The 13,901-nt window shown below is 51.7% G+C and carries 11 protein-coding genes and 2 pseudogenes; 1 reads left to right on the forward strand and 12 read right to left on the reverse strand.

The genetic code is table 11. The features are described 5' to 3' along the window. Nucleotides 1-10: 10 nt before the first annotated feature. The 5 genes and pseudogenes from HZS52_RS06465 to HZS52_RS06485 form a co-directional block, all read right to left on the reverse strand. Entirely contained in the window at nt 11-1,312 is a 1,302-nt protein-coding gene (locus HZS52_RS06465; RefSeq protein ID WP_190374353.1) for a tyrosine-type recombinase/integrase, read from the reverse strand. 357 nt (nt 1,313-1,669) lie between these two features. Further along, on the reverse strand, nt 1,670-3,376 hold the full coding sequence (locus HZS52_RS06470) for a class I SAM-dependent methyltransferase (protein WP_190374354.1): 1,707 nt from the start codon (nt 3,374-3,376) through the stop codon (nt 1,670-1,672). A 221-nt stretch (nt 3,377-3,597) separates the two neighbouring features. Further along, nucleotides 3,598-4,599, reverse strand: coding sequence for a hypothetical protein (locus tag HZS52_RS06475; RefSeq protein WP_190374355.1), 1,002 nt, complete (start codon nt 4,597-4,599; stop codon nt 3,598-3,600). Nucleotides 4,600-4,684: 85 nt separating this feature from the next. Further along, a complete protein-coding gene (locus HZS52_RS06480) occupies nt 4,685-5,689 on the reverse strand; it encodes a DUF4238 domain-containing protein (protein ID WP_190374356.1) in 1,005 nt (334 codons plus the stop codon). A 38-nt stretch (nt 5,690-5,727) separates the two neighbouring features. After that, nucleotides 5,728-6,069: pseudogene (locus HZS52_RS06485) on the reverse strand (transposase); the annotation flags it as partial. Nucleotides 6,070-6,477: 408 nt separating this feature from the next. Between HZS52_RS06485 and HZS52_RS06490 the strand changes: the two are divergent. Continuing rightward, nucleotides 6,478-7,909 (forward strand): annotated as a pseudogene (locus HZS52_RS06490) (IS1182 family transposase). A gap of 217 nt (nt 7,910-8,126) precedes the next feature. Here HZS52_RS06490 and HZS52_RS06495 read toward each other — a convergent pair. From HZS52_RS06495 to HZS52_RS06525, 7 genes are all read right to left on the reverse strand, one after another. After that, nucleotides 8,127-8,561 (reverse strand): tripartite tricarboxylate transporter permease, encoded by a 435-nt coding sequence (locus HZS52_RS06495; protein WP_223828124.1) that lies wholly within the window; start codon nt 8,559-8,561, stop codon nt 8,127-8,129. A 269-nt stretch (nt 8,562-8,830) separates the two neighbouring features. Next, nucleotides 8,831-9,130, reverse strand: coding sequence for a hypothetical protein (locus tag HZS52_RS06500; protein WP_190374358.1), 300 nt, complete (start codon nt 9,128-9,130; stop codon nt 8,831-8,833). Between the two features lie 25 nt (nt 9,131-9,155). Further along, nucleotides 9,156-9,923, reverse strand: a complete 768-nt coding sequence (locus tag HZS52_RS06505; protein ID WP_190374359.1) for an ABC transporter ATP-binding protein — start codon at nt 9,921-9,923, stop codon at nt 9,156-9,158. Beyond that, the gene (locus tag HZS52_RS06510; RefSeq protein WP_190374360.1) at nt 9,920-10,684 is read right to left on the reverse strand and encodes an ABC transporter permease; all 765 of its coding nucleotides are present in this window, start codon (nt 10,682-10,684) and stop codon (nt 9,920-9,922) included. The genes HZS52_RS06505 and HZS52_RS06510 overlap by 4 nt, the downstream gene beginning before the upstream one ends. Next, nucleotides 10,681-11,712: an ABC transporter substrate-binding protein gene (locus HZS52_RS06515; RefSeq protein ID WP_083025692.1), complete on the reverse strand. Its 1,032-nt coding sequence runs from the start codon at nt 11,710-11,712 to the stop codon at nt 10,681-10,683. The genes HZS52_RS06510 and HZS52_RS06515 overlap by 4 nt, the downstream gene beginning before the upstream one ends. A 228-nt stretch (nt 11,713-11,940) precedes the next feature. Next, a complete protein-coding gene (locus HZS52_RS06520) occupies nt 11,941-12,660 on the reverse strand; it encodes a TetR/AcrR family transcriptional regulator (RefSeq protein WP_190374361.1) in 720 nt (239 codons plus the stop codon). After that, nucleotides 12,629-13,771 carry an NADH:flavin oxidoreductase gene (locus HZS52_RS06525; RefSeq protein WP_190374362.1) on the reverse strand — a complete coding sequence of 381 codons (1,143 nt, stop codon included), beginning with the start codon at nt 13,769-13,771 and terminating at the stop codon, nt 12,629-12,631. The genes HZS52_RS06520 and HZS52_RS06525 overlap by 32 nt, the downstream gene beginning before the upstream one ends. Nucleotides 13,772-13,901: the final 130 nt, after the last annotated feature.

Raw genomic sequence — 13,901 nt, forward strand, 5'->3', positions numbered from 1 at the left:
TATTTGCACCTTAATTGGCTTTAACTTGCGAAAGTTTCATCGTGAATACGTTATTTTCTGCCACATTTCCCAGGACTAACTTCCCCCATGCTTGCCAAGCTAAGCACTGCTCTTTGGCGTAGTCGTGGCGCTGGTAGGTTTCAATCAGTCGATCTGTTGGCGCGTGGTTCAGCATTTGCTCTACAACGTGCGGCGCTGTGCCAAAGTGTTTTAGTAGGCCCGTAGCGAATGAACGTCGCAGATCGTGAACGCTGAAGCGCGGCATATCAGCAAGCGGAGCTTTCATGTTTTGCTTTGCCAGCTTGCGCCCCTGAAGCCGTGCAATAGCGGTAGTCAGGCTGGCGTCACCAATCGGCTGGCCACTAGAACGCTGGCTTTCAAATACGTACTCCCTATTACCAGTTACGGCTTGTTGCTGCCTTAGCAGTTCAACTGCTGCGCTTGAAAGGTAAACGGTATGCTCTCGGCGTGACTTGGTGGTTTCGGCTGGCAGTGTCCAGCGGCCACCATCAAGGTCGACATGCTGCCACTTGGTTTTTAGTAGCTCCCCCCTGCGCTGCCCGGTAAGTATCAGTAGCTTTAGCGCATTAGCTGCGCTGGCATCCAGGCGGGCGCTTTCTATCGCATCCCATAGGCGTTTGATCTCTGCCAGGCTTAATACGCGGTCACGTGGTGCTGACTTGGTGGCACCTAACTGCCCCGGTTGGATACCTTGCGCTGGGTTGGTGTCGATCTGCCCATGCGCCTCGGCATACGCCAGCATGGCCCGCAGCATGGTTAAGCACTTGCTCGCTTGGTTGCGTGATTGGGTGCCCGCTATTTTGGAGACGGTGCTTTTCACCGTACGGGCATCAACGTGTTTGACCAGTAAGGAGCCAACGCGCTCTTTTAGGTAGTGGCCCCAGCGCCAGCACGCTTGCTCTACAACAAGCGGTGAAGGCGTGCGCTTAGTCCTTACCGTGGGTGTCTTTGCGTAGCTCTGAAGCCACAGATCGAAAAGCACGGCCATTGTCCAGGCTGACTCATTGCGTGCCTTTTCATCACGCTGTGCGTGCTTGGGGTTAATGCCTTGAGCGTGTAGCGCTACTGCTTCACCGTGGCTTTCCCTCGCCTCCAGTAAGCCCACGCTTGGGTATCGGCCAAGGCTGTAAGTGTCTTGCTTACCATTGAAGCGGTAACGGTAATACCAAGCCTTTGATCCGGTGGGCTGCACACGAATAGCCAAGCCGCCACCATGGGGTGACTGCACACTTTCCCAATAAACGGTGCCTTTGGGCTTAAGCGCTTTTAGCTGGCGGTCAGTGGTTATCACGGCAGACTCCTTTTCATTACCACTTTGGTAACTGCATTTTGAGTCTATAACCACAGACCTCAATAGACAAGCATAAACATGAAAACGGCCTAAGTGCCTTATTTATAGGGGTTTGATTTGTCTATTGGGGTGGGTGGAGATATGGGAGTTTAGTTCTCCGAAGCCGAGGGTCGCAGGTTCAAATCCTGCCGGGCGCGCCATCATTTCAAGGGCCTACGTTAACGCGTAGGCCCTTTTGTTTTGCGTGTGTCAAATCTGTGTCATCAGTGTGCCAAGCTCGTCAACATTTGATCTAATAACTGTCATCAAGCTAATGACCTTTAGCTCTTACCTGACACAAGGTGTGGCACAGGCTTATCAGTGCACTCCCATCCATTCCGCAAGTTGCTGATTCGCCTTCAATCGTTGGCGTTGTAGTAATGCGCTGTTAAAAATTCCATCCAGAGAAGACGTTGGCGTGGCAAGCGGCAGTGCTACGGCAGCTTCATCACGAAATTGCTGACAGACTGTACTGGCATCGAGATATTGCCACCAGTGCATAATGTCCTGTTTAGCCTTTTGCATCACTTGAGCTGCAGGCAGTCGATCCGATTTGGATTGATTGGCTTTTGCTGTCGCTGGCAGCAAATTCCATAGATCATTGTTGTTCCAGCGTGACCAGGGAAAGCAGTGGTCGATAGCGTAATTTTGCCTGTGCAGATCATTTTGTGACCAGACGCAAGACAGTGGAGCCGGTTCAAGTAAACGTTGAGTGACCAGTTGACGCGCCTGCTGTGTGTCACGGCGACTTTCTTGCCACTGCAAGGCGAGATGCAATGTGCCGATATCGTAGGTGGTGTCATACCGCTGCATTAACTGAGCCCACTCATGAACAATGGCGGGCTCGATCCAGCAGGCGTAGCGGCTCATAGAGTCCCATAGTGAGGTAGGAATACGAAATGTTCCGAAAGAAGCCAGCGTGGCGCTATCAAGTCGAACGGCCTGTTCGCGTATGCGTAGCCCTTGATAACTTCCATCAAACACAGGCCGCTGGCTGCCGGGCCAGGTGGTGAAGTGAGCAGGCATCTTTAGAACTGTTTGGCAGGCATCGCGGATTGCTCGCATGACGGTGGCAGCACATTGAGGATCATAAAAGGCTGAGCCAATGCGCAGATCATGTGGCGATAGTTGCTTTAAGCGATAGAAATCATCCTTAGCGAAACCATACCCCTTCTCGCCGGGAGATTGGCGCAAATCACGCTCTATCAATAAGGGACGATACAGTTTTATCCAGAAGAGACCTACTGCTCCCAGAGGTACTGTCACCCATTCTTCTGTTCGTGAAATTACTATGCCAGGTGCGCTATCGGCAAGGCGTGTCAGCGTGCGTAGCAAACCGAGCTTGTAAGAAGATGCCTTGTCGTCATTAACGATAATATGCCGAAGGGAAGGCAGTGCCCCAGTGCCATCATCAGGTAGCCTGAACACACGTAGATGCCAAGCAACACCCTGGCGCCCAAGTTGGTCGTCGCTATGACTTGCCTGCACGGGGAGTAACGCCAGATCACGAGCCCAGTTATCCAACATGCCCATATTGACGGAAAAAAACTGACGCTCATTACTATCCGGGCCTTCACGGCAGGTAATTACCAAAAGCCCGCCCGGCGCTAGCAGTGAGCTAAGCACCCGCAAAGCACGCTGCTGTTCATTAGGGTGCAAATGCATCCACACCGCTGATACCAGTATCAGTTGAAAGCGCTGTGATAGCTGACGGACGCAATTCAAGGCAGGTAAGGTATCGTCGATCCAACTGACATCCCGTTCGTGCGTATGGCTTTGCCCTAGCGATCTCAGCTTTTCTGCGGGCTCTACCGCCATTATCTGCCAACCGCGCTCTGCAAGTGCTTTAGCATCGCGCCCGCTTCCAGCACCAACGTCTAGTGCTAAACCAGCCTGCTCAGGAAGTTGATGCAGCCATTCACCATGAGCATTTTCAAAACTCAGGGACTGGTACTGGTCAAACAATCGATCAGCGTGGTCGTCGTAGAAACGCATTGACGTAATGAATGGTTGGGAATTCGCCATGCCAAATCCTTGGTAAGCAGTCACGGAAATGCACTTAACCTTACCAGTTTTGTGCACCTCTGGTGGTGAGTGAGATGCTGGGCAATTCAGCTATCGGCCAAGAGCGGCCTTTTAGGAGCCACTGATATAGTGCTTGAGCACGAGTGTATTACTGCGCCCTTGGAATGGAGGCGCAGCCACAATGTAAAGAGCGTCCGCAGGCCTAGGATTGATGCGCCTTGTTAGAAGCTTTTGTTGTTGAGCCGTTTTCGAATCGCATTAGCATTGCGCTTTATACCGATTTTTGGGTTTAGCTTTAGAGCGGAATCGAATGCTGCAAGCGCATCCTCGTCCCTGCCGAGCCGCTCATTCGCTAAACCATTTACTTTCAGAGCTATAGACCTCCAGTAATCGTTACACTCAGCTCCAGATTGGATTGCCTTTGAGCTAGCCTTGAGAGCCTCTTCCACTTGCTCCAGGCTTGATTGATCTGATTTGACGATTTCCTGGGCGGCAATTAAAGAAATGTCGTATTTATTGCTACGCAATCGAGCTAGATAAAATTTTTGTGGTTCCAACAGAACCCCGTCTGATCCGTAGAAGAAAGTTCCAACCTCTTTCAGTACTACACCGAATCGAGAGTATTCCTCATCAAACACATATGCTTCGGCCCAACCCGTAGAGGGGTTTATGGAAAAGGCATCATCTCGCTCCTTTATACGGAAGCCAACCAATAAATTACCGTCATCCCCAGAATGGGCATTTGCGGTTTGGCAAACAGCTAATAGACCATTATCTGAAATTGCGCTATTCAGGATGTTTGCTGAAAACTTCTTCTTAACAAGTTCTTCACCAGAACATGAGAACACGTAAAAGGTGCCAGACAACTCACTACCGAAATGCCAATCTTCTACTATAAAGCTGCCATTGTTTGCTACATCTGCGGAGTTTGGCCGCTCCAATTTACCTTGGAGAACCAACTTTTTATCGACCGTGTTGTAAAGAACATATCTTCCGTGCCCCCTTTCTCGATGCCCTCCGATTCCCCTTTCCGTGTCGCTGTCACTCCAGCCAACGATCCATTCGCCCGAAGGAGATTTTTTGAACTGACCAAAGAAATCTATAGATGAAATTCTGATGAAGTTATCCAAGAACGTCAGTTCCGTTTCGGCCTCTCTACAAGGAGGTTGACTTTTTCTTTTTCCTTTTTTCTTTGAGCCGAAAATTATATTCAGTAATCCCATCATAAACTCCTAGCGCCCGCATTTGCGGCTGGATTGAAGCGCAGCGAAAATTCAGTCCGGCAACATGCGATTGTTATACCTTCCCCTATGCCTGTCCATTTAAAAGCTGCTCCAAAGCAGCTCTTTCGGACGAATAGACTTGCTTTCCAGCCTGCGAATGAATAAACCTATTGTACATAGCAACTTTTTCTTCTCCGATAGATATTATTCCCATTCTATTTAAATCTGGATCACTAGTAAGAAGAAGGGCTAGCTTGGGCGTCAATGGATAATAAAACTCAAGCTCAGATGGGATTTCCTCAAGACTCAACCCAATAGCATGAGTATTAATTACTGGTTGGTCGCCAGTAACAAACGGAATATTCGAAGTATTATCTATGAGTACCGGACGAAAATTTGCTCTATCTTGGTACAGGCTAAACCCAACACTCGTTGCACTTGTATGTCTAAGAACAGCCCACATTGCGTCGATGTTAAACCCATTAAAGGAACCAATCGCCGCCTGAACCTTGCTATCAATGTTTTGGGTTCTGAAATACTGCTGACATATGAAAAACAAAAAATCGATCAACTCATTTTCATCGTCATAGAACGAGAGATCCTTGCGATACAGCATCTCCAGGAATTTAATGGCATCAGACTCTATCCTGCCATGGAAATCTTCCTCAAAATTATGAACCAGCACATCTAGCATTTTATCTACTTCTGGGTGTGACACACCATGGCTGTCAAGCAGATCTCTAATCTTAAAGACCTGATTAAAGAAATCTATCCACCCATGATTGAGCTTTCGGATCAATGGTCTTTTATCTTGATCAATGAAGGCTTGAATAATCTTGATCTCGGCTTCGGTTAATTCCTTAAGTTTGTAAAAATATCGTTCTTGACCGACTCCCATCAGCCCGGACTTAAATATCCTTCCGTCCATGAGACAGTATATGCGATCCGTCTCGGACCATGGTTCCAGATACTTGCGCCACACAAAGTGCTGCTTTTTCTTCTTCTGCAGATTCAATTCAAAACTCCAAAACTTCCCGCAAGGCATAACATAGATTATCGTGCCGGATGCATAACACTGCTTAACCAGCATGCCGCTTCTGCTGGGATGGCCGCTTTGGGCCGATGGCTGCCCCCCTTTTTTGCCTTGATGGAGGCACTATCCATGCAAGCACGATCCCAATCCAGTTGATCAGCTTCTTGCAGGTATTCCAGCAACGTCTGATGAAGCTTTTTCCAGACACCGGCTTCATGCCAGTCACGCAGCCGTCGCCAGCAAGTGACGCCGGAACCGAATCCCATTTCTTGAGGTAACATCTCCCAGGGGATGCCTGACTTAAGCACAAACAGGATGCCGGTTAAGGCGGCACGGTTGGAAACACGTGGCCTGCCACCATCAGACTTGGGTGGTTCAGGTGGCAAGAGCGGCTCGACAATTTTCCAGAGTTCATCAGGTACAACCTTCTTAGCCATATTAGCTAAGCTAGGCACGCAGGCGAGCTATTTCAAGGGTTTTGAAAGGAGCTCTTAGTCGTGGATTCATAAAATAACAGCAGTACATGATTTTCGGTAATGAGAAGCCTCAGGCTCTCTATACCAAGGTAGTTGCTCGACGCACCATCGGATACTAATGGCGGCCCAAGCGAAGTTATTTATCTCGGCGTCATGGGCAGCATGATTTGGCAATTGTCGCTCATCGTCAGCTTTGATGTTCATGGCACGCTAGGATTGGTACACGCGAGGCTGCAATTACCAGCTTTTCCGTTTTGGGTCGTCATGTGCCCTGTTATTAATATGGAATAAGATTCCTAATCCGGCCGAGGCTGTGTGAAAACGTAGCTGTCGCTATACTCTACCCATGACTGATCGTGGGAGGTACCGATGAAACGTTTCGTCGCAGGTGAATCCCGGTCCCAGGCTACGTTGTTTCCTGAGCTTCTGGATGATTTCGTTACTGAAGACAATCCAGTTCGGGCTATTGAGGCTTTTGTTGACGCCCTTGATCTCAAACAGCTGGGCTTTAATGGCGTTGACCCTCATGCGACGGGTCGGCCCGCCTACCACCCCGCCATTCTTTTAAAAATCTATCTCTACGGCTACCTCAATCGCATACAATCTAGCCGCCGTCTGGAACGTGAGGCACAGCGTAATGTTGAACTCATGTGGCTAACGGAACGCCTAGCGCCGGATTTCAAAACGATCGCAGATTTCCGCAAAAACAACGGCAAAGCGATTCAAGCTACTTGCCGCGACTTTGTCATGATATGTCGACGTCTCGGGCTCTTTTCACATTCGGTAATGGCGATTGATGGCAGCAAATTTAAGGCAGTCAACAATCGAGACCGTAACTTCAACCTTGGCTAAGATGAAGCGGCGGGCAGAAGAAATTGATAAAAGTATTGAGCGTTACTTACGTCAGCTCGATGCAATGGATCAAGGCGCCGCCGCTATCACAGAAATGCGGACGACTGGTTTGAAGGAACAGATCGCTTCCCTAACAGAAGAAGTTCAGCAACTACAATCCATTGGAATTCAAAGAACTGAGTCCCCTGACCAGCAAGTCTCTTTGACAGACCCTGACGCTCGCTCCATGACTGCGCGAGGAACGGGAATCGTAGGCTACAACGTGCAGACGGCTGTCGATAGCCAGCATCATCTGATTGTCGCCCATGAAGTCACTAATGTCGGCAGTGACCAGCGTCAGCTTTACCAGATGGCCAAGCAAGCACGCGATGCTAGCGGCGTCAGTGATCTACACGTCGTCGCTGATCGCGGTTATTTTACAGGTAATGAAATACTTGCCTGTCATGAGGCCGGTATTACGACGTATCTCTCTAAGCCTAAAACCTCGCCAAACCAGGCCAAAGGTATGTTTCCCAGGGAAGCGTTCCGGTATGTGCCCGAACGTAATGAATATCGCTGTCCCGCGAGAGAGCGGCTAATTTGGCGCTTCAAGAACGTCGAAAAAGGCCAGACGCTACATTGCTATTGGAGTTCGGCCTGTCCGAACTGCTCAATGAAGTCGCAATGCACCACAGGTATTTATCGGCGCATTAAACGCTGGGAACACGAAGAAGTATTGGAGGCGGTAACATCACGTCTGGATCAGAGGCCGGATATAATGCGCATCCGTCGTCAAACGGTTGAGCATCCCTTTGGCACGTTGAAAGCGTGGATGGGTGCGACACACTTTTTAACCAAAGGGCTTAAGAACGTCGGAACGGAAATGAGTCTTCATGTGCTTGCCTACAACATGAAACGCGTCATGAATATCCTCGGCCCCAAGGGTTTGATCCAGGCATTGCAGGCATAAGGCCTTAGTCCGGACCTAGCTCTGCCAAGCTTGTGGTAGCCAATAACGTTCTCTAGTAAGTGCTTCTTAGGCTTTATCTCGATTAACGTCGGATTGGGCATAAGAAATGAAAGCGCTCTAATCTGTCTTGCTAGCCGATAGTCGTGCCAATACGACTGAACACTGGCACCGCCAACTGATTTTTAGGTTTTCACACAGCCTCGGCCGATACCGGCAGTCAGCTATGAATATTGTCTGACCGCCGTCCATAAATTTGGCAATAAAAGCGTGATTTTTTTCGTTGCGCTGTTAGTTCTGAGGACCCTTCCGTAGCATTTTCTAAACCTGTGAAACACAACCAATAAAAGAAGTGCGAAAGTCCCTTGCGAGGTAGGACGAATAAATAAGGCACCCACTCCATCTTTAGAGAGCAGCATCTGCCACATAAAGCAACACGCCACATCAGGCGATTTCGTAAATAGTTGTGGGCTGCCCTGAAGCCCATGATCATCTGGGCGCCGATCACCTCTGCAGTGACTAAAATGCACGAAATCCCTATTGTTAGCGATGGAATCATCGCCGAAGCATTGTTGGCACTGTTGCTTGATTCGGCTGCGGCACCCCCTACGAGATTGCCAGTACCAAAAGATTCAGGGGTTAGAAGACTGGCGATTCTCTTCGTTAACCACTCACTATCGCAGACACCACTTTAATACGGCTAATGTGAGTCATGATTACTACTTTAATCGAGTGATCCACAATAGGTTGGGGTAGTGGTTACCGATCTGGTAGTACAGGTCGAATTGACGCGAGCAAGCACTGCATGCTCTGCATTTTGAAAAATGAACCGCAGGGCGCCTCACTTCAGGAAGTACAAAGACGTTGCTCAGGACGAGAGTGTGACGCTTTACTTTGCTATAACTAATTCAAAGCGCTAAGGTTTTATGCGCGGATATAGGCCCAGCCTTTTGCTTGGAGTTCAGCAAGTGTAGCTACTGCCGCATCTACCTCAGTGAGGGCACGGGTATTGTCGAGCCCTTGGGCCACAAGGGAATTACGGCATAACCGCAGCATTGAGTCGGTTTCGTCAGGAGTGGTTAGGGCGGCGGCCACGGCGCTGGCATTAGCGACTATCAGTACCTCGGCATCTGGCCGGGCCTTTTGCAAGTTGGCGGCATTACGGCGGGCACGAATCAAAGCCTCAGCCGTGGGCGCGTGAAGCAGCACGTGAAGGGGCGGCATGGTTATCTCCAAGAAAGTTGCTTGATCAGTGGTTGCCGATGATTTTCTCGACACGCTGCACAAGAGGTGCGAATTCGGGATGGTCACGGCGATCATCTAGAGGCATGTCGACTTCAAGGGTCTCAACCACCCGTGCTGGCTGACCCATCTCGCCATTGCCTAGAACCATCACCCGGTCGGCAAGCAGGACGGCTTCCTCTATATCGTGAGTGATAAAGACAATGGCGGCTTCGGTACGTCGACGTAGCTCAACCAACTCCTGTTGAAGTCGGCGCCGAGTGATAGCGTCAAGCGCAGAGAAGGGCTCGTCCATGAACAGCACCCTGGGCTGAACAGCAAGCGCCCGGGCAATACCGACCCGCTGCTGCTGACCACCCGAGAGCGTATGGGGCCAACGTTCAGCGAATTCATCAAGCCCCACTAGCGCCAGAGGCTCCAAAGCGCGGCGGCGGCGCTCGGCTTTAGAAAGCGAAAGGCCCTCCAAGCCTAATTCCACGTTACCCCGTACTCTGCGCCAAGGAAAAAGCCTTGGTGCCTGAAAAACCATTGACCAGGCGCGAGTGTCTGGTGTGATGGCGGCGGGTATCTCTACTCGTCCCGATTGTAGGGCAAGCAAGCCAGCCAAAGCTCGTAGTAGGGTCGACTTTCCAACCCCTGAAGCACCCACAACGGCCACGAACTCCTGAGGGTGAAGTGCCAGATCAACACCGGCCAAGATGGTGGTGCCGTCAAAACCTAGGCTGACGTTCCGCGCGCTGAGCACCGGGTGCATCGTCATGCTAGTGTCGGTCATGATTGCCACCTTAGTAATCTGCGCTGCACTACCATGAACAGGAAGTCGAAGGTTGCGTAAAGGGCGGCGATGGTCAACATGTAAACCACCACGATATCAGTCGCCAGCAGGCTAGAAGCCTCCATCATGCGCTGGCCAATACCAGGGATGCCGAACAGCTCAGCGGCCACCACGGTCATCCAACCCTGACCGAGTCCGGCACGCAGACCGCTGAGAATACCTGGGGCCGCCGCAGGCAAGCTGACCTTGGTCAACCGAGCCAGAAAACGCTGCTGACCAAAGGCGCGTGCCACTTCGTCATAGCCAGGATCAATCGAGTGCACAGCGCTGTAGCTGGCGAAGTAATTGATCCAGAAAACGCCAATGCTGATGATGAAGGCGGCTGCAGAAGGATTTATGCCGAACCAAATGATGGCGAAAGGAATCCATGCCAGCGGCGGAATGGGTCGTAGCAATCTAGCAAGCCAGGCATGCGCAGCATTAAACCTGGGCAGCAGCGCAGCCGATATGCCCACGGCAATGCCTAAAGTCGAACCCAGTAACACGCCCACACTGTAGTGGCTAAGGCTTGAGCGCACTACGTCAAACCAGATGCCATCGAGCAGTTCAAGCCACAGTACGCCGGGAATGGATGACGGCAAGGGCACCAAGCTGCCGGGCAACAGTCCACTGCGCAGCGAAAGTTCCCAGAAAAGCAGAAATCCGGTGAGCCCCAGTACACTATAGAGAGTGCGTTGGGCGCGAGTTATAACTACCATCATTTGCTGTCACGTTCCGCGATGACGGCGTCATACAAGGACGTATCAAACAGGGCGTCGAGGTCCACAGACTCATTTAAAGAGCCTTGTTCGATCTGAAAGTCATGCATCCGCCGAGTGCCCTCGCGAATGGCGTGAGGATCACTACCGTAATTAGATGAGGGAGAGGCGAGCGCCATTTCTACAGTTTCCAGAGGAATCAAGCGCTTGCCGACGAATTCGCGGACATGGGGTGCTGCACTGTTGGGATTTTCAACGAGCATCTCGGTGGCTCGTACATGCAGTGCCATTAACGCCTGCATAGCCTCAGGATGGTCCGCCAGCGCGGCTTCACGAGCAGCCAATACCGCCCCCGGCTGGCCTGGAAGCATGGCATCGGCGCGGGCCACCACGCGGGCCTGATTGTCACGTTGCTGCACGGTGGTGAGAATTGGCTCCAAAATAGAGGCGGCATCTACGGCACCCGCGAGCAGTGCCTGTTGGACACGATCGGCACCCATGGCGACGATCTCAACGGCTTCCAAACCCACACCTAACTGTTCGATCAACCAATAGCGCAGCACGGTATCCGGCACCGAGCCTTGAGGGAACGTGGCGATCTTGGGCTTGCGGCCCTCTGCGGCGGTGAAGCTGGCAATAGCCTGCGCACCATCATCGCCAGCGCGCTCGAAATGGTCCGCTAGTTCGCCACGTGCCACCAGACCGATCTGCTCCTGAATGCTAGAGGCGAGAACCTTGATGGGGACGCCGTTAGCCCGGGCTACCATCGCCGGGCCGATACCGAAATACATAACGTCAAGCTCGCCAGAGGCCAACGCCTGAACCATGGCCGGGCCGCTCGAAAAGCGTGTTAGCTCCAATTCCAGTCCCGCTTCCTCGGTCCAACCCTCTCCTTCCATCACAAACAGTTGGGCGACCGGTAATATCGGCATGTAGCCAACTTCCAGGGTAGTGAGGTGATCATCAGCCTGGCTGGTGGTGCCAACAAATATCGCCGTTAGCATTGCCAAAGGGCGAAGGAAACGGGGCATGGCGATCTCTCCATTGGAAAATGAGTGACCATGTATCCTATACGATTGCTGCATATAACCAAAACGGTTGTATACGACAAATTCATATACTCATATATTCTTTAAATCCAAGCACGGGATGGTGTCTGTAAGACAATGAATTTGCGGCTTCTCAGAACATTCCTGCTCGTGCTCATGTTCCAGCGAGGTCATGGAGCGATACCGACGTGGACTTAAATGTACAAGGTATCAGCCGGATAGTGGGCTCTTAGTTAACGTCGTTGCTGACAGTGATGGCGTTCGTTTAGCAGTGGCACTAGCTGACTGCTCTTGACCGTTTACCGAATAAGAGCGCACATATTGCATTGCTTGGACGATCACCAGCCGGCCAGCGCTGCTCTCACCATAGGCCTTGGTGAGCGTCGCAGCACCTTGCTGACTGGCCAGAATGAAATGGGAAATTGCCTCAAGGTCAGCCTCCTCGCTAAGCTCACCCCGTTGCTGACTCTGATGCAGGGCATCACGTAAACGAGAGTCAAGTGCCCGGAAACACTGGCTAACAGCAGCACGGGTGGTTTCATCATTGTCATGTAGGCCAGCCGCCAAAGTGCCTATCGGACAGCCACGATAACAATGCTCGACTTCCAACTGATCAACCGCGGACAGAAGCCACCGCTCTAACGTATCGAGGCTATCTAGTTCGTGAACTTCCATAGACGCAAAGAGGCGGTGCTCCCACCAAACGGCGACCTCGCAAACGAGTGCATCTTTATTGCGGAAATGCTGGTAGAACTGGCTCTTGCCTGCACCGGCCTGACGCAGGATCTGCTCCAAACCGGTACCATCGACGCCCTGGGCGTGAAAGAGCTCAGCTGCCGACTCGACAATGCGTTGTCGAGTGGCTTCGCCCTTAGCCTTGCGGCCGTGGCCTTGCTGATTATCGACCGACATCAAGAGTTGCCGAGACATTATGTTGCTCCCGCCAAGCGTCCTCATTAGACAAGTTCGCACGTGGCATCAACATAGCGAAGTCCAATGCCGTCAGCGAACGGTTGTTGCGTACCCTGTGTGGCCAGTCGTGATTAGCCAAGGCCGCCTTGCCGATAGCCACAAAGTCGGCCCCTCCCTGAGCGATAATTGCCTCGGCAGCCTGAGGAGCCCCCAATTCACCATTGGCAATCACTGGGATATCAATCAGTTCGCTGGCCAGTGCCGCCAAGCTCTTGTCTGTCCCTTCAAAGGCCGGTGTGAGGGCGTCAAGCTCGGAGAAATGCAAGTAATCGAGCCCCTCGGCTTCTAGGGTGGTCATGATGATGGCGGCTTCCTCACGGCCCGCCCAACGATAGTTCGAGTCGGTAACCTTAATTTGCGACAGACGCATACCCACTAGAAAATCACTGCCCACTGCTTTACGCACAGCCCGTATCACCGCGATAGGAAAGGCCAGCCGCCTTTCGAGGCTGCCACCCCAAGCGTCATCACGGTGATTGAAATACTCAGAGATGAACTGATCGATCAGGTAACCATTGGCTCCGTGGAGCTCGACGCCGTCGAATCCAGCAGCTTGGGCCCGCTGTGCAGCCGCCGCAAAACCGGCGATGGCCTCCTGGATGTCCGCCTCACTCATCGGGCGGGGCGTTGGATAGGGACCTTGCCCTCCATAAAACCCAAGCATTTCACCCTTTGGTGCCACGGCGGAGGGAGCTGCCGTGTCCTCGACGAATCGGTTGCCTTGGGTCTGGGCACCACCGTGCATTAGCTGTGCCACGAACTTTGCCCCCTCCGTCTGAACGGCCTCGACAATCGGTTGCCAAGCCTCTTGCTGCGCCAGATTGGCCAAGCCAGGCTGGTAGTCATAACCTTGACTAAAGCGCTCATCGGTGTAGATTCCCTCGGTGATCAGCAGGCTAAAACCGCCGCGGGCAAAATCACGATAGTAGTCCCGCATACGCTCAGTGGGACGACCATCAGCTTCAGCGCTAGTGCGGGTCATGGGGGCCAGGATAAGACTGTTGGTCAAGCTGAGACCAGATAGTGCGCCGGGTTTGAACAGGTTCGGATATTGCGAAACGTTAACCATGAGTTAATCTCTCAAAAAGTACCATTCGGTACACTTTAAGAGTTATTTGGGGGATGGGACAATTGAAAACACCTATCGTCCCGATACACTGCTGAGATGACAACGACTAAAAACAGAGATTACGCGGCTT

The organism is Vreelandella titanicae (assembly GCF_014697095.1).
Classification (GTDB): Bacteria; Pseudomonadota; Gammaproteobacteria; order Pseudomonadales; family Halomonadaceae; genus Vreelandella; species Vreelandella titanicae.